The sequence below is a fragment of the Vibrio ruber DSM 16370 genome, from assembly GCF_900163965.1.
GTDB lineage: Bacteria > Pseudomonadota > Gammaproteobacteria > Enterobacterales > Vibrionaceae > Vibrio > Vibrio ruber.
On record NZ_FULE01000025.1, the window covers coordinates 14,976 to 36,297 of the forward strand.

General features: G+C 44.8%; 12 protein-coding genes. 2 read left to right on the forward strand and 10 right to left on the reverse strand.

Annotated elements, in window-relative coordinates; genetic code table 11:
• From VR7878_RS08790 to matP, 10 genes are all read right to left on the reverse strand, one after another.
• A complete protein-coding gene (locus VR7878_RS08790) occupies window positions 1–1,944 on the reverse strand; it encodes an aminotransferase class I/II-fold pyridoxal phosphate-dependent enzyme (RefSeq protein ID WP_077335339.1) in 1,944 nt (647 codons plus the stop codon).
• Window positions 1,941–2,207 carry an acyl carrier protein gene (locus tag VR7878_RS08795; RefSeq protein ID WP_205409441.1) on the reverse strand — a complete coding sequence of 89 codons (267 nt, stop codon included), beginning with the start codon at window positions 2,205–2,207 and terminating at the stop codon, window positions 1,941–1,943. Before VR7878_RS08795 ends, VR7878_RS08790 begins: the two co-directional genes overlap by 4 nt.
• Before the next feature lie 7 nt (window positions 2,208–2,214).
• A complete protein-coding gene (locus VR7878_RS08800; RefSeq protein ID WP_077335343.1) occupies window positions 2,215–3,249 on the reverse strand; it encodes a methyltransferase in 1,035 nt (344 codons plus the stop codon).
• Window positions 3,250–3,313: 64 nt separating this feature from the next.
• Window positions 3,314–5,869, reverse strand: a complete 2,556-nt coding sequence (gene pigE, locus VR7878_RS08805; RefSeq protein WP_077335345.1) for a prodigiosin MAP biosynthesis aminotransferase PigE — start codon at window positions 5,867–5,869, stop codon at window positions 3,314–3,316.
• Entirely contained in the window at window positions 5,866–8,454 is a 2,589-nt protein-coding gene (pigD, locus tag VR7878_RS08810) for a prodigiosin MAP biosynthesis protein PigD (protein ID WP_077335347.1), read from the reverse strand. Before pigD ends, pigE begins: the two co-directional genes overlap by 4 nt.
• A gap of 215 nt (window positions 8,455–8,669) precedes the next feature.
• Window positions 8,670–11,330 carry a prodigiosin ligase PigC gene (gene pigC, locus VR7878_RS08815; protein WP_077335349.1) on the reverse strand — a complete coding sequence of 887 codons (2,661 nt, stop codon included), beginning with the start codon at window positions 11,328–11,330 and terminating at the stop codon, window positions 8,670–8,672.
• Window positions 11,327–13,396 (reverse strand): prodigiosin MAP biosynthesis oxidoreductase PigB, encoded by a 2,070-nt coding sequence (gene pigB, locus VR7878_RS08820; protein WP_077335351.1) that lies wholly within the window; start codon window positions 13,394–13,396, stop codon window positions 11,327–11,329. The genes pigC and pigB overlap by 4 nt, the downstream gene beginning before the upstream one ends.
• A gap of 2,690 nt (window positions 13,397–16,086) precedes the next feature.
• Window positions 16,087–17,862, reverse strand: a complete 1,776-nt coding sequence (locus VR7878_RS08825) for a diguanylate cyclase (protein WP_159440445.1) — start codon at window positions 17,860–17,862, stop codon at window positions 16,087–16,089.
• Window positions 17,863–18,006: 144 nt separating this feature from the next.
• Entirely contained in the window at window positions 18,007–18,324 is a 318-nt protein-coding gene (locus VR7878_RS08830) for a DUF3634 family protein (protein WP_077335356.1), read from the reverse strand.
• 15 nt (window positions 18,325–18,339) lie between these two features.
• Window positions 18,340–18,789, reverse strand: a complete 450-nt coding sequence (gene matP / locus VR7878_RS08835) for a macrodomain Ter protein MatP (RefSeq protein ID WP_077335358.1) — start codon at window positions 18,787–18,789, stop codon at window positions 18,340–18,342.
• A gap of 165 nt (window positions 18,790–18,954) precedes the next feature.
• Here matP and VR7878_RS08840 point away from each other — a divergent pair, with 165 nt between their 5' ends.
• Together VR7878_RS08840 and fabA are read left to right on the forward strand one after the other, a co-directional pair.
• Window positions 18,955–20,643: a S16 family serine protease gene (locus tag VR7878_RS08840; RefSeq protein WP_077335360.1), complete on the forward strand. Its 1,689-nt coding sequence runs from the start codon at window positions 18,955–18,957 to the stop codon at window positions 20,641–20,643.
• A 65-nt stretch (window positions 20,644–20,708) separates the two neighbouring features.
• On the forward strand, window positions 20,709–21,227 hold the full coding sequence (gene fabA / locus VR7878_RS08845) for a bifunctional 3-hydroxydecanoyl-ACP dehydratase/trans-2-decenoyl-ACP isomerase (RefSeq protein WP_077335362.1): 519 nt from the start codon (window positions 20,709–20,711) through the stop codon (window positions 21,225–21,227).
• The last annotated feature ends 95 nt before the right edge of the window (window positions 21,228–21,322 follow it).

Here is a 21,322-nt window from a genome sequence, read left to right on the forward strand (position 1 = left end):
TTATGCCTCCGCGATGGCAACTTTTTCCCGTACCCGAGCGGTATCAGCAACAGGGACACCCACCTCAAGTGCTGAATCGACTAAGATTTGATAGGCTTCATCAAGATCCTGACGGGTATGTTCACTGGTGACACTAATCCGCAACCGGGCATCACCGACACTGACACCGGGGAAGACAACAGTCTGGCAATACATGCCACGTTTTCTGACTGCGCGACCAAACAGTAAGGTTTTCGCATCATCACCGACCACGACCGGGATAATCGCTGAATCAGAATTTTCCAGATCAAATCCGGCATTGAGCAGACGCGTCCGGAAATAATAGATATTATCCCACAGGCGAGTCAGCCGCTCCGGTTCGCGAAGCATGATATCGATAGAAGCGATAACGCCAGCGGCCACATGGGCAGGGATGGTTGCGGCAAAAACGTAAGAATTGGAATAGAAGCGCAGATACTCGACCACGTCACCATCGGCACACACATATCCGCCCAATCCGGAAAGGGATTTACTCATGGTTCCCAGCTCGAGATCAACCTGACCTTTCATATTGAAGTGTTCAGAAGTACCGGAGCCGGTTTTTCCTAACACACCGGTTGAGTGGGCATCGTCAACCAGCACTTTGGCACCGTAACGCTCGGCCAGTTTGACCAGACGCGGCAGATCAACAATATCCCCGTGCATACTGAATACACCGTCGGTGACAATCAGTTTTCCTCCGGGATGATCAGCATATTTCGCCAGCGACTTTTCTAAACTGGTCAGTGAATGATCGTAAATTTTGCGTTGTGCGCCTGCCAGTTTACAACCATCTTGAATACTCATATGGTTAATCGAGTCAGTAAATACCAGATCATGTTTACTGGTCAGAGCCGAAATACAGCCGAGATTGGCTGAGTAACCGGATGGATAGACGATACAATCATCTCGTCCTTTCAGTTTTGCCAGCTTACGTTCCAGTTCTAAGTGCAGCATGTTACTGCCGGCAATAATCCGGCAGCCGGTATTGGTCGCACCGTATAAACCGGCTGCGTCCTGAATGGCTTGAATCACTTCCGGGTGACTTGATAATCCAAGATAGCTGTTTGAGCCAAACATCAGAAATTCACGGCTTTTCCCGGTTGTTTCGTCAAAGATTACCGCCCGGTTTTTACAAGGGGTTTCCAGTGGCATTCCATACCAGTAAAGCTGATTATCGCGTTTTTCATGGTAGAACTTACGGAACTCACGAGCCTTGTGAAACAGATCGGGATGTTGAATCCCGACGAAGTCGCGCATCGTGCGCGGATCACCGACTTGTTGGCGGTCTTCTGCTGAAGACATCGCCAGATGCGCATATGGGTCTTCATCACTCAGGAGTGGTTTTTCTGCTTTTGCAATAACCGGCGGTTGATAACCTTCGCCGTTTTGCGGCAGCTGATTGACAAGGGCAGCTTTCATTGCTGCCAGTGTTTCGGCTTTAGGTAATTCCAGTTTTGGATCCAACCCCAGCAGGGTCAGTAATTCACTTTGAACTGAGAGCACATTGATCGAGTCAATCCCTAAATCATTTTCAATCTGAGCATTCATACTGATTGATTCAACAGGATAACCGCTGTGACTGGCGAAGACCTGACAAATCATATCATCCAGCCAATGCGTATCAGAGGTTGCTTTGGCAGCAGACGACGCTGTCGGTAACTGATATTTCGTGGATTCAATCGCTGCAACAATATCCGCGAGTGTATTAAGTTTGTCGGTCGCCAGAGGCGTTGCAAGCTGAAGTTGCTTGGTCAGCGTGGTGGCAATATCCGCCAAGGCAATTGAATCAACACCTAAATCATTTTCCAGATGGCTGGTTACTGACAATGCATCGACCGGATATTCAGTGATTGCGGAAAACGTTTGCAGAATGAACTGCTGTAGTTCTGATGCATCAGAGACTGCTTGGTTATGTTCTGTCATACTTTTTCTCCTTGAGTTTGATTCGCCTTCAACCGTTCGACAAGGGCAACCATTGCGGAAACGGATGCAAAGTTTTCCGGGTAGATATCTTGCATTTTGATCTCAACCTGTGCTTCATTTTTTAAAAAATCGACCAGATCAAAAATTGCAGCAGAATCAACAATGTTCAGCTCAAATAGCGGGGTATCGCTGGTTAAACCGTCCGTGTCTCCGTCAAGAAACTGTTGGGCGATATGTTGAATTAATTGGTTCGTTAGCATCATGGTTTCCTTACAGATTGGTTGATTGAGGCTTATCACCGCAGATAAGTGTCCGCGGACCGGAAAGCTCGATAATCCGGACATTTTCAAACCCGACAGCCCGGAAACGCTCCAGATATTCCTCGGTACTACTTTCAATGCCGCCATCCGTTGAAACCAGCATGTTCAGTGAGAGCAGGGCGGTAAACTCAGGGCCGGATTTCTCATCATTCAACGGAGTTTCTGATGCCATGAAGCGCCCGCCGGCTGGCATTGCTTGATAAATGTTCTGCAAAATAGTTAGCTGAATTTCTGGTGCGTAGTCATGCAGCATCCAGCCTAAATGAATCAAATCGTGATCCTGTAACGCCAGTTTGCCGGAAATGACATCGCCTTCGATAACATTGATTCTGTCACCGTAGCCTTGAACGGCTAAGCGATCGCGCAGAAATGCACACGCCTGAGGTAGTTCGCAAATTGTCAGATTAATGTCGGGATGACTCTCGGCGACAGCAATTGGCAATGTGCCGATGCCACTGCCGATATCCAGAAATGAATGATGTTGAGAAAAATCGTAACCCTGAATAAATCCTTCAATAAACGGGGCTGCAAATTTCCCCAGAAATTCTTGAAAATCAGTCACATCTTCCGGGTTCTGATAAAGAATGTCGAACCAGCTCCGGTTGTCACCAAACACCTTCTGCCGTTGGTTGCTATCACTGACAACGGCGGTGTTCAGTTCCCCCCATAAGGGGTATAAAAATGTATCGATATGGCGACCTAACCATCCCAGCCACATCGGTTCACTACTGACCAAAAATGAAGCGTGTTCCTGTGGCAGGTGGTAGCACTCGCCCTGTTTGTCCAAATAACCCATTGCCCGCAGTGCAATCAGCATTTGCTCAACAGAGCGAAGCGGGCTATTGAGTTTGTCAGCGACGGCCTGAGCACTCAAATCTTGGTTATGTAAATGGTCGAATAGCTTTAAATCTAATGCTGCTGTAAGTGTCTTCGCCTGAAAAAAGCCCATCATCTGATTAACGGCATCTTGTTTCGTGAGTGTCATGAAAAATTCCTTTATCGGTGTTCAGTTAATTTCAGCAATTGAATTTCGTGAATGAATTCAGTGCTCAGTCCATAAATGTCGAGAGTTCTTCACAGACATCTGCGAACGCAGTTATAAACCGTTCCATCTCTTCCTGTTCAATGATCAACGGGGGTTGAATCCGAATCACGGTTGAGCTGTTGGCGGTGATAAATGTCAGAATGTTGTGATCCAGACATAGCTTCGTGACAAATTTCATACAGAACATTTCACCAAGGGATTGCTCCATACGGGTCATAGCAATCTGGAGATGTTCACGGACCGGATCGGGTAAAAACTTCCACATGGTGTGCCAGTCCCCGGGCAGTCGTGTCGCAAATTCACGGGCTGATGCAGCAACAGCTCCGGCAAAAGATTGCTCAAACTGAATGCCCAGCATCAGTCCGCGTCCCCGAATTTCCTTAATAAACGGATATTTTGCGGCAATCTCTTCTAAGGCTTGCTTGAGATATTGGCCGGAGCGGGCTGCTCGCGTCGGCAGATCTTGTGCAACCAGCTCCCGCAGCGCATTGAGGGCAACCACGGAAGCAACGTTACCGCCACCAAAGGTTGAACTGTGAACCAGAAAACGATCCGCTGTGCCATAAGCGCGCTGCCAGATTTCAGCACGACACAAGGTAGCGCCAATCGGAACCAGCCCTCCGGAAAGGGATTTCGAGAGCATCAGAACATCCGGTTCAATGTTGTCCCATTCACAGGCGAACAGTTTTCCGGTTCGGGCAAGGCCGGTCTGAACTTCATCGACCATTAACAGCGTTCCGGTTTCCCGGCATAACGCTTGGGCGCGTTGCAGATAACCTTCGGGGAAGAGATGTACACCACCTTCGCCCTGAATCGGCTCAAGGATCAGCGCACCGACATCATCCCGGCGGATCGCGGCTTCCAGTGCGTCCAGATCAGCAAAGGGGATTTCCACCATGTTTTCTAACAGGGGTTGGAAATAACGGCGGTGTTTATCACGACCGGTGAGTGAAAGTGCACCGAGTGTTTTACCGTGATAACTGTTGTTGATATACGCAATGCCCGGTTTGCCCGTGGATGCTTTCGCAATTTTGATCGCAGCTTCGACGGCTTCCGTACCTGAATTGCTGAAAAAGACGCGTCCCATGTTTCCGGGAGCGAGATAACAGAGCAGTTCAGCCAGTTTTGCCGTCTGTTCCGGGATCGAAATATACTGAATAAAATTTGGCCCTTGTGCATCGAGATAGTCTTTCAATGCATTAACCAGTGGTTGAGGGTTGTGCCCGAGACTCAGACAGCCATATCCCGCGACCATATCCAGATAGGCGGTGCCGTCTGCCGTCCACAATGTTGTTCCGGCGGCCCGTTGGAACACATTGTCACAATGTTGCAGACGGAGAAAATCAACCATCATTGGATTGACGTACTGACGATAACGATCCAACGTGTCTTCCCGTTCAGCATTTTGATTGAGCAACCCGTCAATAAAGGCTAACTGTGTCGCGGACGTGTTATCGGATGTTTGATCATAAATGTCGTGGTGGTAATAGCGTTTAAGGTTGGTCACCTGCTGACGTTCGAGACGTTCGCCAAAAGACGCAAGCGGATAGGCGTAAAACCCGTGTTTCTCTGCTATTTCACCAATCTCAAGCACTTTTTCCGGTGGCAGGTAGCGGCCTAATGAGAATTTTTCCCGGCGGCCTTCTAAAGCCAATACGATCGTCTCAGCCATACAACCATTTAACTGTTGCTTGATGGTCACGTTCAATGACTCACCACCGAGTTTGACGGCATCGGTTGCGGTAACACAGCCACCGTCGATGATCAGAATGTCTTCCCGCTGCGGGCGAACTTCGGTATCGACGTCCCGGGGCAGTGCAATATCAATAAAGATCGAACCGGGTTGAAGACGAGCCGTTTCGATAATGCCGCCTGAAGAGGTTGCCCCCGCGAATAAACGACATGACTGATAAAGTGTCTCCGGATCACCGGTTAATGTGACACGATGGTGATACTGTTCCGGCAAGTGGCTGAGGAGTTCAGCCTGATCTTTGTGGCTGGCACGGTGGAGCAGGTAAAGAGAATAGCCTTCGGCCAGCAATAACCGGCTTAAAGCCAGACAGATTGACCCGGGATAACCGACGATGGCAATCGGTTCTTTCTCCGGATTGATATCCAGCCATTCGGTAATCTGACGCAGTGCGCGGTAACCTGCATAGGTTGTCAATGAATTCCCGGAGGTGACCGGTACGGGAGATTTTTCAGCAGTCGCTTCGCCACGTCGGCCGACAATAGAAGTAAATCCACCCAGACCAACCAGTTCCGCGCCATCTTCAACGAGTTCTTCAATACCTTGTATTACCCGTTGGGCAATCACGCGTGGTTCTGCCAACATTTCGTCGGCAACCAACGGCATATAGCGGATGATCCCTTCACAAGTCGCCCCGGTTGCTGAGGTGATATGCGCAAAGTTCATAAACGGGACGAGATTTTCTTTATGCCATAATTCCCGATTGTAGCCACTGTGGAGTTCATTTGAACTGCGCTGCAGCATATCCAGCATTTTGACATAACGTTTTAAACCAACCGATGTTGGATGAGCAATGAACCCGAACTTCATGATGTGATTTCCTTTGCTTGAATTTGGTCGAATGATTGACTGGCAGACTCTGACGGGCTGGCAGCCGCTGTACGTTGGCGTAATGTTTCTTTATCGCAGGGGTCGCGCTGCCAGCCTTTGGCGGTTGCCAGTGAAATCCCGTCCCCTTCATTGTTGTGGCCGAGAACCACAGAAAATAAGTTAAGGCGTTTCGGACTCGTCAGCGCATCCCGGATGACGGTTTCATCAAAATGGGTCAGCGTTTGATTTTTGATCTGAAAATCATTGATGTGCTGTTCGAACGCCGGCTGATCGAGATTCATCAGACGCATTTGCCGGGATGTCCGGTTGAAGAGAATACGCTCCTGATAGGTATTGATGACGGATAATCCGCCGTTGCATAAATAGAACACCGTAATGCTTTTATTGAGTGATTCCGGATGGGTGAGAATGTTGTCGATAAACGCCGGTAACATATCTGGCACAATACCTTTCGCACCGTCACCGATGAATGCGATGACATGGGTCGGGCTGGTGTGTGCCAGATAGGTAGTTGCCATTAAGGCGTCTCCCATCAGGGCTCGGCCATACCAGCCAGAAAAACCGCGGCGGGTTCTGGCGACATTCCTGACCGCAGAGATCCCACACCGGCCAACATCGTAAACCCCGGTATAGTCGTACGACTGGGTTTCAATTAAATCTTCAATCACTCGATTGAGCTGAGAAAAGAAATAGTTCGGTGACATCGGTAATGTCGGTAAACGACTGACCACATCTGAAGGTGAGTCCAGATAAGTGCGGATCAATGACTGACGTTTTTCCCGCAGACTGTCACTGACATTGAGATTCGCTTTGACCGCCTTGAGGAATGTCAGGCAATCCATCTGCAGATGGATATTGGCATAAGGCGACAGATGGCGTTCATCATGGGTTAACTGGACAAGATGAACCTTATTTTCTAACCGGCCATCAGAGAAGGGCGTGGTGATCTGCGCGACACGGCTTTTAATCATGAACAGGCTCTGCTCATGGAGTGGATTGATCTTATCTTTCGTATGCATGAAGTTATAGACGCGCGGACTATAACCGTAAATCGCCAGTGTGCCGAGATAGTGCGGGTTCAATTTCCCCTGATAATATTTCGGTGCCGTACCGGGGTGTGCCAGTGAGTCAACCAGTGCAATCCCGGCCATGTCAGCAATCTCATGAATCAGGGCATATTCATCGTCAGTGACCGGACCAAGTTGCCAGATGAGCTTTTCCGGCCCGGCGTTGATCAGTTGCATGGCCTGTTCAAATGCTTCACCGGCTACCGATGCATTATCAGAGGATTGAATCGGCAGGGTGGATACATCGCTGATCACATGATCCAATGGCAAGCTGGATTCCAGCACATTTTGAGTGGCGAGAAGCACGACTGGTCCTTGATTCAGGTGATAAAGCCGGAAAACTTCTGTCAGTCCTTCAGTCATCTGGCTGACATCATGAATGTAGACATGGGGAATCCGCCGGGCTTGCAGGACTTCACGCATATCTTCGGTTGGTGTCAGGGTGCCCTGAAAGCTATACCACTGGTTCGTGCGGTTTTCTGCAACGACCAGAATACCTTTGGCTGCCGTCTCACGCAGATTGGCTAGCGTTCCTTTGAACTCATCCATCATGCCGGAGGTTACCACCCCCAGAAACGGCATTCGGTAGAGCTGCCAGTTGGCAATCGCACCACAGGCGATCGCATGTTCATTCGGGCCTCGCAGGGTTAAGGCACCGTGCGCTTGCGCATGTTTATCCAGATAGCCAATCAAATTAGAGACAATTGAACCGGTGTAATAAGAGAACAGCCACCGATCCGGTGTTACATCCTCGAAAAACCGGATCAGTTGATCCGCCAGAGTGTTATGTAACAATGCGGCACCTTCAGGTTTTACCCGTCGGTTGGTGTAGTTCATCTCAAAAAAGTCCATCCATAAACAGAGGAGCTCGGTTTGGAACACTTGCGGATCTTGAGAACGAACGATTTCCCGGTATTGCTGTGGTAAATAACGACAGGGGGAACGCAGACTACGAATAAATGTCACCGTAGAAAACGTGGTATAAAATGCCGGAATCCCCGTTTTTTGCATCGCACAATAAAATGCATCCAAATCCCGGTCGATTTTCTCGATCTGATCATCACTTTGCCCTAAAGAGGCTTGATCGTAGAACAACATTCCGACCTGAAATGCCGATTGTTCTTCCAATGCATGGGAATACACAATTTTACCCGTGGCTTCTGCAAGACTGCTGCATTGAATGACCTGAATGTTGATAGCTTTTCTCTGTTCTTTGAGAAAGTGAATGGCTTTGCCTCGTGTTTCCAGATAAAGCTCATCATAAGATAAATCGAGTAACTGCAAAGGCAGGTCTGACTGAATATGGACCTGATTAAATGAATAATCCCGGATATCATTCAATACACTCAGACCCGTCTGAAAAAAGTCGGGATCTTGAGTGACGACAATCACACCGACAGTAATTGTATCCAGTTTCATCTGAGACTGATCTTCGTGACTTGCTTGCCAAAACTGCTCATATAAGGCGCCGGAAGCGTTTGTTGCTTGTCCTATCATGGATCGGTTCCTTGTTTTCGCTGAAATCATGGGAGTCATCCAACTCGCATGAGTACCTGTTCAAATGGGTGAGCCGTAGGCAAAAATACAGCCGTTGCCCGATTAAAAAACGTAGCAATCCCCGTCGAGTCATCAGTGATGATTCGATGTTATGTGTTGAATCATGTTGTGGACGGTGACAGGCGTGCTGTCACCGGAGTAGTTGATTCGTTTGTCTATGATTCCTGACGCTGGATCCTGACGTGCCCGTTATCACCATCAATAATCAGCGTGTCGCCACTCTGAATCTGCTGCGTTGCCGTTTTCAGATTTACAACTGCCGGAATTCCGAATTCACGCGCCACAATACAGCTATGGGAGAGGGCAGAGCCGATATCGGTAACAACCCCTCCGGCCAGCGCAAATAGGGGCGTCCAACTGGCGTCAGTAAATTTTGCGACCAAGATTTCACCGGGTTGTAATTCTCCGGCTTGGGTCTGCAAGTCGGTAATCACCCGGGCTTTGGCGACAATTTGTCCGGGACTTGCGGCTAAACCTTTTAACTGATCCGGGTTATCGTTCGTTTCTGACACTTTGATCTGTGGCGTATATCCCCCGATAATCGCCATCGGGGGCTCATCCGCATGAAGATTCAATAAATGCTGATGGCGGTTTCGATTAAGCAATTCGGGATCAAACGCTTCATCGGTAGAAATCCGACCGGCGACATAATCACGAAAACGCTGAAAATCGATATAAGGCAGATCCTCACGGCACACAATGTTCTGTGCTTCCAAGCGTCCCAGCACTTCAAGAATAATTCGGCGATAGAACCATGTTTCGGTGATAAATGTCGGACGCGTTGCTTCGCGCCGCTCGGCCATCACACCATAAAGTTTCATCAGCATTTTCAGCTTGAATCGTCCCGCAAAAGGCAGCCCGCTCAATAATTGTTCACTGTCCTGATTGCGAAGGCTCTCTGTCTCTTGTAATTTCTTTTGTAAATCAACCGGATGCTGGATATACATCTTCATGACTTGTAACAAGTAACTTGGATCATCACGCCAGCGTGGAATACTTAATTCAAATTCTTGTCTTCCACGGGAGCCGAATTCAAACAAAAAGTCTTCAAACGGTCCGTTCCAGAAGGCTTGACCATCGGAATCTTTCTGCAAACGTTCGACCAGCTCAGTTGCTTCATATTTGTCAAAAAGCTGTTTCAACGGAGGTTGCTGATTGATCGTTTCAACCAGCTTAAGAATACCGAGGGTGACTTCAATCGTCCGTAGATTATTCATCGACGCTTTGATGCGATTTTGCAGACCATTGCCTTTGTCGCCCAAATATGTCTCACAGGTTTCCGTTAATGCATCATACAGCGCAAAAGATTGCAGGAAGAAGGGCATATAAGCGGCACAACTTTCCAGAAAGTATTGATCCGCACGCTCTAATTCACGATTCAAATCGGCCAATGTCATTTTGCTGAAATCCAATGCCAGAAAACGTTGTGTTTCTTGCTGACGCAGGGCGATCATGCGTTCAACGATTTTCGGTGCATGACGGACATTATGAACCTGCTGTTTAAGCCAATGCCAGGCACTTTTGGCATAATCCCATCCCTGAACGCCGGGACCATAAGGATTCTGATAGTGGGAAAAATCAATATCGTCGGTCGCATACCGCGTGGTAAATTTCATCTCATCACGAGTCGGCGGACACTGTCTGAGCATGTGGGCTGAGCCGGAAATGTTCAGATAAACGTGCCCCTGAATGTAACCCATGTAGATCGTCCAGTCCGAGATATCTGCCATGCCCATTTTCTGAATCGCCGGCCCGTGAATATGTTTCTGATAATACTCACAAAATGACAGCCCCAGCGGGGTCATCAGCCCGGTCACAATTTCACCGGTATCCATCCGGGAAAACAAGGCGCCATCTTTCACAGACTGTCTGGATTCCCAAGGGTTTGCGTAAATAACGGTCGCTTCTTTTGCCTCGGTGGTGACCGGCCGAGCCTGCAGTAACCAAACTTTGTTATCTTTGACTGCCCATTCGATATCTAAATCTGTACCGTAAATTAACCGGGCCTGACGCGCCAGATTGTTCAGCTCGCTCAAGTGTTCCGGTGTCAGGCTAGGTTTTTCTTGCAATGCTTCCGGGGTCGGAAGAATGGTGACTTGTCCCTTTTCGTCACACTGGCAATAGTGCGGCTTATGGCGAATTTCCTGTGCGATCACGCTGCCGGTATTTTTGTCCAGTGTAAAGGTATCGGTCGTAACCTGACCGGAAACAACGCCTTCACCCAGTCCCCAGCAACTATCGATAACAATTTGATCCTGATTGCCGGACAAGGGATCGCAGGTGAACATGACCCCGGCTGCATCTGCATCGACCATCTCCTGTAAAACCACAGCAATTGCACTTTCACAGGCATGTCCTTGGCGATAAAGTGCAGCCCGATCAGCCCAAAGCGATGCCCAGCAGGAACGCACTTTTTGCAGAACGTCTTGAATTCCCTGAACATGCAGATAAGTTTCATACTGACCTGCAAATGACTGAGATTGCCCGTCTTCATCCAGTGCAGAGGAGCGCACCGCAATACGGGGGTTTTCACCCAGATTTTGATAGGCTTGCTGAATTGCCTGCTTAATCGGCTCGGGAATATCAGCATTTAAAATCGTTTCTCGCACCTGCGCCATTTCTCCGGATTCGAGCAGGGGGGCTGGCAGAGTTTCCCGTATAAACTGCTGATAAGCATCGGCAGTGACACAAAAAGCGACCGGAACGGGCAGGCCCGCATGAACCAAATGGTTCAGTGAATACCCTTTACCGCCTAAATGTTGATGAGCCAGTTGCTGATCACCGGAGATCCCGACGACGATATGTGCATCCGTCATAGTGTTGCTCCTGCTAAAGAATCTTCAGTTTGATGTTGAGATACGCTGGCCTCCGACTGAGGAGCAATCGCAGCATTTAGCCGTTGTTTGACTGCTTTGGATGTCTTCAGGCCAGAGAAAATCGCCCCTTCAATGTTTCCGATTCCGGCACTGTCCTGGTTGGCAAATTGAATACACTTGAATGGCTGGGCAGCAGTCTTGAAAATACCACGACTATGATGTCCTTTAATGGCTGTAACCAACCCGCCAGACCAGTGCCAAATTTTGATATCTTGAATCACATTCGGATTGATACCGATATTGGTCAGCAGTTTGGAAATTTCAAAGTGAGTTTGTTTTTGCAGCGATCTGAATTTTCCATAAGCATCGCGACCTTTACGCTCAGGGCGTGTTGTAGGCATGAGTAGTGAAAGCACACCGACTTCAGCGTTGCTGTCAGGATCCATCCAGTTTGCGACCAGACAAGTGCCGGGTTTACACCAGTAATACGGTTCATTCACTGAAGCGTGTTCAGGTTCGATCATATACCCGCCAAACGCATGACTGAGCACCGGTTTTGATAACAGCACGCTGGCCATATAATAATCTTCGTAACAAATCGTCTGAATGGCTTCAACCTGAGACTGTGGTAAGTCTGGAACATGAGGAACAATAGCGCTTTTCTGTGCAGCCCAAATGACTTGACGTGTATTGATCTGTATCGTCTGGCCACCAACCATGAGTTGTAATTCAGCATGCTCATCAGCAAGTTGATTGATGTTCTCCAAAGTCGTATCGGTCACCATCGTCACATTTGCTTTTGCATCAAGGTAACGACATAAACCTTCACCTAATCCGCCATTTCCTCCGGGCAGAGCCATGAGGTTGCCGCGTAAATAACCGATAAGGAAGTAAAGACCGGCATAGGCAGACACATCATTGAGATCAGAACATTCAACCCGAAGAGCAACCCGAATTGCATTTTCAACTAATTTGCCAAGAGAAACGGGTGGACGCAGGTGTTGGGGGAAATGGGTAATTTTTTCAGGTTCAAACAGATAAGTGTACAGAGAAATATTATCCAGCAGTTCCATTTCTTCCCGAGGCCAGCCACTTTCTTCACTCCATGGCACTTGAGGATAGAGCCGGGTTCCGGGAGCGAACCGATCAAGAAAACGATAAAGTTCAGCAAAAGTGGGATCACCAAGTTGTTTGGATGAACTCACATAGGGTTTGCCAATAATGGCGTTAATAAACAGCTGGCAAGTGAGTCCCCATACTTCAGGCTTGAGCAGAAATGCCGGTTTTTTAAGAAAACCAACAATCACTTCTCCCAGACAGCGCATCAATAGCATTGTATCGAAGAAAACCAACATGTCTTCAGCATTGGAGCGGTAACTTTTATCCATGCCGATTTTCTTCAGAATGTACATCATTTCAGAATCAGGGAGCGGTTCTTGAAAACAGACACCGCCGACAGGATGTTTAAGCCCCTGATAGGATTCATGGCGGGCATTTCCTCCCAGAGATGCAGTTTTCTCGACGACTAAGACGCGTTCGTGATCAAATTCGCTGGCTGCAGTTAATCCGGCAATACCGCCACCAATGATGACAACATCGTAGGCGTCGCCATTTTGCAGTTGATCTGTCTGATTTGTAGTTGACGACTGAAGTGTCGAAAAATCTTGTGTAGGGAAGGGGCGAAATGCTGTTTTGCGGTGAAATTGATTACGGAGCATATACAGGGCAGCTAAAGCAAACACAGCATCGAGTAATATGACCTGAGGTTGTGAGCGGTGCAAAATGGTGACAAAAACGACCATCATCAAAAGCTGACCATAAATAACCCATTTTGTCCAAGGTGGATTCAGCAACAAAACCAGACCTGAAATGAAAAGAATTGCACCGGAGAGAAGATTAAAAAATTGGGCATGAGTACCAATCCAGGCTGAAACGCCTTCATACCAAGTTCCCTGATTTGCGACTGCTGCGATTTGAAGTTCTGCAACAACATTTTCAAACTGAGGGAAAAGTTTAGCAATGCCGGCAAGCATATATAGTACGGCGAAAATACGTTGAATTATCATTCGATAGTTACCTCTATAAAGCCTATTTTAAGAGCAATAATCACGGATTATCACTCGAAGCGGACAACTCATCGGGTGGGTAACTTACCTTATTCCTGAAACCATCGATTCAACAAATCACATGATGCTATCAATAACCGTTGAAAGACGGTAAATCTGGTTATTCAGTTCGTTATATCTTCAACAAGCTTTAAAGTTTAAACAGCACTCAACCTTACATCTGTATATATCAGATGTAAGGTTGAGATGATGATAATGCTGATAAAATAAAGCCCATTAGCCTAGCCCCGACGTTGTTATAATTATTTGCTCAAAAAAACACGTAATGATAAATATGTAAATATAGTTTTTTTGAAGCTATACCTCGATTTTCATTTTTATAATTAGCCATTGTATATTGATGGCTATCTGAAGTCATTTTATAAAGCAATAAGGTTAAACTTTTAAGTCAAAGAATCTTATTTAATTAAAATTCTTGTTCTTTGTAAAAATAGAGTTACCACATAATCCGAGAGGCTATCAAGATAGAAATTTTAAGGTGAATATTTTCGCAACAATAACTAAGTGTTTTTTATCAATAAAAATCAATAGGATAATGCTTTCATTTCATATTTGGAAATATTTATTGAAAATTTCAACATGAGATTTACTTCTCAAAATCTCAGGAAACAAGAATTAAGTTTTGCACTTCATGTTGAGTCGGTATTTGTTCTATTTATTTGATTGATATCTTATTTATATCAGCATTTAAGTGACAGAATTGTGAAAAATAAAATAGAGCTTATACTTTAACAGATAAATTGTAGACGAAAAAATGCATTTTGCGAGAATTACTCCAATGAAAATTGTTGATACACTATCAGGGAGAAAGTATGTTAAACACAAAAGCAATAGTTTACATTTCTATCAAAATAAGTACATTGTTATTTAAGGTTATTTAAAATAACCACTAACCAATAATCAAAAAAATATAAGATAAATCCCTCCATAGATAGAAGGAAAATACCTAAGGTCTTCATTCAGATTTTGGGTGAGAAGCTATCCGTGGATTAATTCAATATTTATTATTTTTGTCGAAGTATTTGTGTCTATTTTGGAGCAATTACTCCAGAAATTGAAAGTGAGAAATATTAGAAAAGGCAGTTTTTAGTCAGGCTAAAAACACCACTTAAATACCAGAATAGAAGCCTTACAAGATATGTAAATAACGTAAAATTTCAGATACAGATATCAGCCAGAAGGCATAGATGAGATAAAGATAACCGTCGGTGACTTGTGGAGAAATTCGTTCAAAAGGAAAAGAAAATAGTGAATATGTAGAGATATGACTTAAGTTAGTTAGCAGCCAATTACTCAAGAACACAACTCAGCAGATATGAACATTAATGTATATAGATATACTCAATATGATAAGCAAAATTTTTGTATATCAGTTAGAATTAACAGGATGCGGAGCTCGCTGAACCTCTTTCTATGCTAACGGCCCCAAAATGAAGATGAAGCAAGCGGTAAGACTTAAGGCTACGGCCGTATGCAAGTGAAGGAAAAGCAATTAGGCATGAAAGACGTTACAAAAAATTCTTATCGGAGTCGCTGCTGCTGTTGCTGGGGCGTATACCATCAAATTGCTATCAAAAGCAGTAACACCTGATAGATATATTGATGTATAGGTGATGTTAATACAGGCTAGCTCTCAAGAATACAACTCAGACAATATGAATCATTGTGTATATAAAAACATTTAGAGGGCACAGTAATGAAATCATATCTTATGGATCGAATGAAGCTACTTTCGTTAGCCTTATTATTTGTGTCTATCATGGTTCTGGACAGTGTATATCTTCATAACTATATCAAAATTGCTTTGGCCTGTGCTTACGGCCTTTATTTGATATTGAGTATTTATTACAAGATAAAAAACCGTAATCAGAACCCGCCAACATAGGCGGTTTTTTCTTATTCAGCAAAAAATAAGAACTGATGATTTCGGGTGTTAGGGCGCTGAGTTTTCATCTAACACTCAATATCTGAGGAATGATGTGAATGATTGCTATGAATGTATCAATTAGGGGGTGAGAAGCGTTAACGCATTGAATAGTCTCGAAGTCGTCCCGAATATTATATTTAACATAATATATATAATACGCACTAATATTGTAGGTAGATAAAACACTGTAATGCCAGTTTACATACAATTCAATCGAGCTCACTGGCTCTAGCCCTTGTGACTGAGTTCAATGATTGGTTCGCCAGCGACTTGTACCGAAACAAAACCGGCAACGATTTAAGTGCCTGCCAGCAATCAATATATCCAGATATCCATCAAAATTTATCACCGATAATTGCCTTGGCGCTCTGTTTAAGTCCGTATTTTCCCAGAGATATACCCAAACCATACCAGTAAAATCATCCGCGGCCAGCGCTGTGATGACAGCGATTCAACTCGCACACATACCATTTTTTCCATCAGCACGGGATAACTGCTTCGTAGCTTTTCATGGTTCATATGGGTTTTTCTGAGCTTAAGTTTGTCAGTTGTTCCTCCTCGGACTTGGTGATTTTATGGTTATGGGAACTACTGTCTGTTTTTTTTGTATGTTGATGTGATGATTTGTTTTTTAACTATTCATCTAGTTATAGTGTATTAGCATGTAATAAAATCTAGCTTTGCTGTACGATTTACAGCAGTTTTACCTGTCTCTTGCGTGTTTGATTTCTGAGGTTGCACAGCTCAAACGTCCGACAACCTGACAACGTCCACGGTCTTTGGCTTCATATAACCCTTGGTCGGCTTCATTCAATAACTCAGCGACAGAGTCTTTGCCAAGCGACGAACTGACACCTAAACTAATGGTCACTTGGCCGGTCAATCTGAAATGGTGTTGCGCGACAATATTGCAAAGTTTATTAGCTATATGAAATGTTGTTAAATAATCCGACTGAGGACAAATAACGACAAATTCCTCACCACCCCAGCGACCAATTTCATTCGGTTGATTCAGAGATTGTTTCAGCAGTCGGGTCATTTCAATCAAAGTATTATCACCAACCAAATGGCCATATTCATCATTAATGGTTTTAAAATAATCAATATCAATCAGAATGATGGAGAATTCATGGCCTGATTTTCGTGACTGCTCGAGATATTCTCTCATTAACTCATCAAGTTTCATCCGATTATAAATACCGGTTAATGGATCTCTTTCAGCCATTCGCTCGACTTGCTTACGGTCGGTTCTGTCGGTAAAAATGGCCATATATCCCGTCAAATTCTGGAGTTTATCAAACCTCGGGATAATTGATGTATGCAACCACAGTTCGTCGCCACTACGTGTTTGACTATGGAGCTCACCTTGCCACTGTTTCCCGGGTAACAGTGTTCTAAACATTGAAAAAGAAACTTGGTTTACTACAAGTGAATCGCTGAGCATACCGTAAGATTGTCCGAGTAAGTCATTTTTTGTATAGCCGGTTAATTTTAAAAATGCATCATTGCAGCGCAGAATCAAACCTTGTCTGTCGGTGAAAATCACTGGAATATATTGATCGATGATATTAAGACTTGCCTGATTTTCTAATTGGTTGAACATTATCTTACGGTACCACATGATTAATGTGCCGACCAGAATTGAAAAAGTAATCACAGCCATGACTGCTGCAATCACTAACAGATTTTTATCAGTGTGATAAAGCGTCTCCCCTCGCATTCTGTATACCAGTGTCAATTCATTATGACTGGAGACCAGATGAGATAAACTAAACGTCGTAAATCCGGAGGCTTTCCACATCGCTAAAGTTGTCGGCAGAGATGTCAGATGAACTTGCTGGGGATCAACACTTCTGTCATTTGAGTTTCGATTCGCATATAAAATCTGACCGTGTTTATCCAGCAAATAAATGTCTGCATCCGGCTGAAAAAATAGGTGTTGCAAAAATTCAGTCATATCGAGGTTCACAACCAGCGCACCAAGCAGCCTTTCTTGCCTGAAAATCGGTAAGCCAATTTGCAGCACCAATCGTTGTGCTCTGATTAAACCGGATTTCAGCATGATCTCAGAAAACCAAATGTCATTCGGTTTGGCGCGATGCAACGAGTGAATACGAGGGAAAATGGCGAGGTGCTCAGACGATAAAAAATCTATTTGAGTATTCTGTGCAATTGTCTTCACAAAATGGAGCAGTGAGTTGCCGTTTTTGTTCAGAATATCCAGCTGTTCAATCGCGGGAAAACTCTGTGTAAGCTGCTCAATCATGGCACGAAGAAAGAACTGATTATCAGGCTCTGAACGGATCAGATAATCATGTAGAACCTCGCTTTTTTGTAGCGGCTGAAGCGAATGTCTCACCTGTTTCACATAGAGTTCAGCATATTTTTCGACACCGGAAAAGAAAGCCCGAGCATGATTATCTACAATGGTATCTCTTTGATTCTGCAATGTAATCAAAATAAAAGATACAGAGGCCATCGAGAGAATGACCCCAAAAATGAAGTATATATACTTCACATATGTTTTTGACAGAACCATGGCATTGTTCTTATTCCTTATTTAAGCCATATAAAAGCTAGCTCATAATCAAGGAATTGCAAACAAAAGTCAGGTTTATCGCATTTAGTGTTTCTTTTTTTTCTCGATGCCCGATTTCTTCAGGCCGTTGAAAGGAAAAACATTGCGAATTCGTTGTTGAATACTCTTTGGTACCGACGGCGAAAATTTGAGTCGAATCCCCTCTCGGCGCTGGTAAGCTTTCAGGTATCCATTAAACGGAGAATGGTGACCAATTTCAGTCAAATTATGCTTTAACGTCACTGGTAAATGACCTTTCACTTTGACTAACTGCCCGCCTTTAAAATGAACGTACAACACGGGTCGATCGAGAACAAGCAACCAGAAAATCACAATCGCAGCAATGATTATGATGTACATCATAATATAACCTCTTGATTATTCAGATAATAGTCGATTTAAATCTTCTTTCAGTGAGCTCATTTTCTGACTCGCTTTTTCAGTTTTAGACGCTTCGCTGAGTAAATATTCAATCGCTTCAGATAAGGTGCATCCTAATTCATTCGCACGAAAAGCCAGTTTTTCCCAGACGCGATAATCCAAATCAATTGATTTTTTCCGGGTGTGTATCTGTTCAGCATTATAGTGTCTTTTCCGTTTGGCCCGGATCGCCTGTTTCAGCTTGTTATCCAGTTCAGGTGACATATGTTGCTCGATCCATTCCAAAACATGGATAGGCTCATGTTCAATCTGACTCAGCAATGCAATGGCATGATCAATCTCACTGTTATCGATATAACGAGTAATCTGAACCCCCTCTTTATATCGGTGCATGAGATATTGCCATTTCCATCCACATTCCAGATTTTCAAGTTGCTGGTATTTCATTTGGGATAACCTATTGTCTAATGCAGAATAAGTTTAGATGCAGTGACAGCGTAACCCATCATATGAATATCTGCAAATAGATCATTGATCAATGAGACTTGAATCTGTTTTCCAGATGACTTTTTCTATATAATCTTTCATCTTTTAATTCATATCGAATATGCAATGACAAATGATATATGGCGCTTTGTAACGCCTCAGTTTGACGACTACAGCACACAATTTGCACAATACCCATCCATTCAACCTGCTGATTTTATGTCAACCCAGCCTCGACTCCAATCGACACTACGTCGCTTTACCGAGCTGACAGGACTGAGCCGCTTATTAATTATTCATGCACCGGACAATTCCGTTTATCGCCATATCATCCAGAATAGTCTCTCAGCCCTGCTGCCTGAAAATATACCGGTGATTACCAGTGAATCTCTGGAAAAAAGCCACCTGTTCACCACAATTAAAGCCGAAAACGGCCACCTTGTCAGCGAAGTTTCCGGTCTGCTCGATAAAGCTGACGGCGGGTATCTTATTATTTCACCGAACTGGCTGATCAAAAATGCCGATAGCTGGCCGATTCTGAAAAGTGTTCTGTTTGGTGAAGAAGTCTCGGCACTGAACTGTGATAACAGATCGCCGCTCCAGTATGAATGGTCAAAACGTTACAATATTAAACTGATCATCTCCGGTGATCGCGAACAGCTGGCTACGGTCGATTATATTGATGACGATATCAGGAGCGGTTTATCTCTTTATACAGAGATTGAGCTGGAGATGAAAATTGAACCGGACAACCTGACTCACTACTTCGCTTATTTGAAATGGTTGCTACATACATATCGTTACCCGGCACTGTCAGAAGATGCCGTCAAGCTATTGTTGACAGCCGGCGTCCGTCAGACAGAGGATCAACAATACATTCCTCTGTGTTTATTCTGGCACCGTACTTTGCTGGAAGAAGCAACAATTGAAGCTGGCAATAGTACCATTGAGCCAGCTCATATTCAGGCTGCGCTGGATAAACGCTATTATCGCGAAAGTTACCTGCCGGAACGAGCCCTGAGTGATATTCTCAATGGTCAGGTCTTAATCGAGACACAGGGAAAACAAGTCGGTCAGGTGAATGGTTTAACCGTGATTGATATTGCGGGACATCCTGTCTCTTACGGAGAGCCGGCTCGAATTTCATGTGTTGTGCACTTTGGTGACGGGGATATCAGTGATGTCGAGCGTAAAGTTGAGTTAGGTGGTAACCTTCACGCCAAAGGCATGATGATTATGCAGGCATTTGTCAGCAGCGCGCTGGAACTCAATGCACCGCTGCCCTATTCTGCATCGGTTGTATTTGAGCAATCATACAGTGAAGTTGATGGCGACAGTGCATCTTTGGCTGAAGTCTGTTCACTGGTGAGTGCACTATCAAATATCGCCATTGATCAACAGATTGCGGTCACTGGCGCAGTCGATCAATTTGGCCGGGTTCAGGCGGTCGGTGGTTTAAACGAGAAAATAGAAGGGTTTTACCATGTTTGTTGTCACCAAGGCTTAACCGGCAAACAAGGTGTCATTCTCCCTAAAACCAATTTAAGTAATTTAGCTCTTCACCATACACTGGTGAGTAGTATACAAGCAGGAGAGTTTCATATCTGGCCTGTTTCAACTGTTGATGAAGCGATTCCTATCCTGATGGGAAAACCCTTTCGTCGAAAACACACTAACGCTGTCCCGAACAAAGATAGCGGCTTTGAAAAAAATAGTGTTCTTGAAAAAATAGCGGAAAGAATTGAATTATTCGAGCGTGAAGAAAATCCAGAAACTTTGTGGAAAAAACTCAAAAATAGACTGAATTTTTACTGATCGGAGTTGTTTCACATACACCGCTTCACTAACATGCTCGCTGTTAATATTTGGAGTAATAAATAATGCAAAATAAACGTGAATCTTATAATCGTGACGACCTTCTGGCATCAAGCAGAGGTGAACTCTTTGGGCCAGGATATCCACAATTACCAGCTCCCAATATGTTGATGATGGATCGTGTCACCAAGATGTCAGAAACGGAAGGTGAATTTGGTAAAGGTTTGATTCTGGCTGAGCTTGATATTACTCCTGATCTATGGTTTTTTGACTGCCACTTCCCTGGTGACCCCGTTATGCCGGGATGTCTCGGACTGGATGCAATGTGGCAATTGGTCGGCTTCTTCCTCGGCTGGGTCGGCGGCAAAGGTAAAGGCAGAGCTTTAGGTGTCGGTGAAGTGAAATTTACCGGTCAAATTCTGCCAACTGCTAAAAGAGTTACTTACGAAATTAACATGAAACGTGTCGTCAACCGCAAACTGGTCATGGGTGTTGCAGATGGCCGGGTTTTGGTGGACGGTAAAGAAATTTATGTCGCTAAAGATTTGAAAGTTGGTTTGTTCCAAGACACGTCAACCTTCTGATAGCACCATAATATAAGCGATCCTTAAATGGGTCGTTTTTTACTAATACAAAAAATTAGTTATAGTGCACTAGAACAAGATAATAAAGCCCCTGT

Coding starts and splice junctions, on each gene's coding strand:
- VR7878_RS08800 (WP_077335343.1), bottom strand. CDS start 3,249: ATGACACTCACGAAACAAGATGCCGTTAATCAGATGATGGGCTTTTTT.
- VR7878_RS08790 (WP_077335339.1), bottom strand. CDS start 1,944: ATGACAGAACATAACCAAGCAGTCTCTGATGCATCAGAACTACAGCAG.
- pigC (WP_077335349.1), bottom strand. CDS start 11,330: ATGACGGATGCACATATCGTCGTCGGGATCTCCGGTGATCAGCAACTG.
- fabA (WP_077335362.1), top strand. CDS start 20,709: ATGCAAAATAAACGTGAATCTTATAATCGTGACGACCTTCTGGCATCA.
- VR7878_RS08830 (WP_077335356.1), bottom strand. CDS start 18,324: ATGATGTACATCATAATCATTGCTGCGATTGTGATTTTCTGGTTGCTT.
- pigB (WP_077335351.1), bottom strand. CDS start 13,396: ATGATAATTCAACGTATTTTCGCCGTACTATATATGCTTGCCGGCATT.
- pigD (WP_077335347.1), bottom strand. CDS start 8,454: ATGATAGGACAAGCAACAAACGCTTCCGGCGCCTTATATGAGCAGTTT.
- VR7878_RS08795 (WP_205409441.1), bottom strand. CDS start 2,207: ATGATGCTAACGAACCAATTAATTCAACATATCGCCCAACAGTTTCTT.
- pigE (WP_077335345.1), bottom strand. CDS start 5,869: ATGAAGTTCGGGTTCATTGCTCATCCAACATCGGTTGGTTTAAAACGT.
- VR7878_RS08825 (WP_159440445.1), bottom strand. CDS start 17,862: ATGGCCTCTGTATCTTTTATTTTGATTACATTGCAGAATCAAAGAGAT.
- matP (WP_077335358.1), bottom strand. CDS start 18,789: ATGAAATACCAGCAACTTGAAAATCTGGAATGTGGATGGAAATGGCAA.
- VR7878_RS08840 (WP_077335360.1), top strand. CDS start 18,955: ATGACAAATGATATATGGCGCTTTGTAACGCCTCAGTTTGACGACTAC.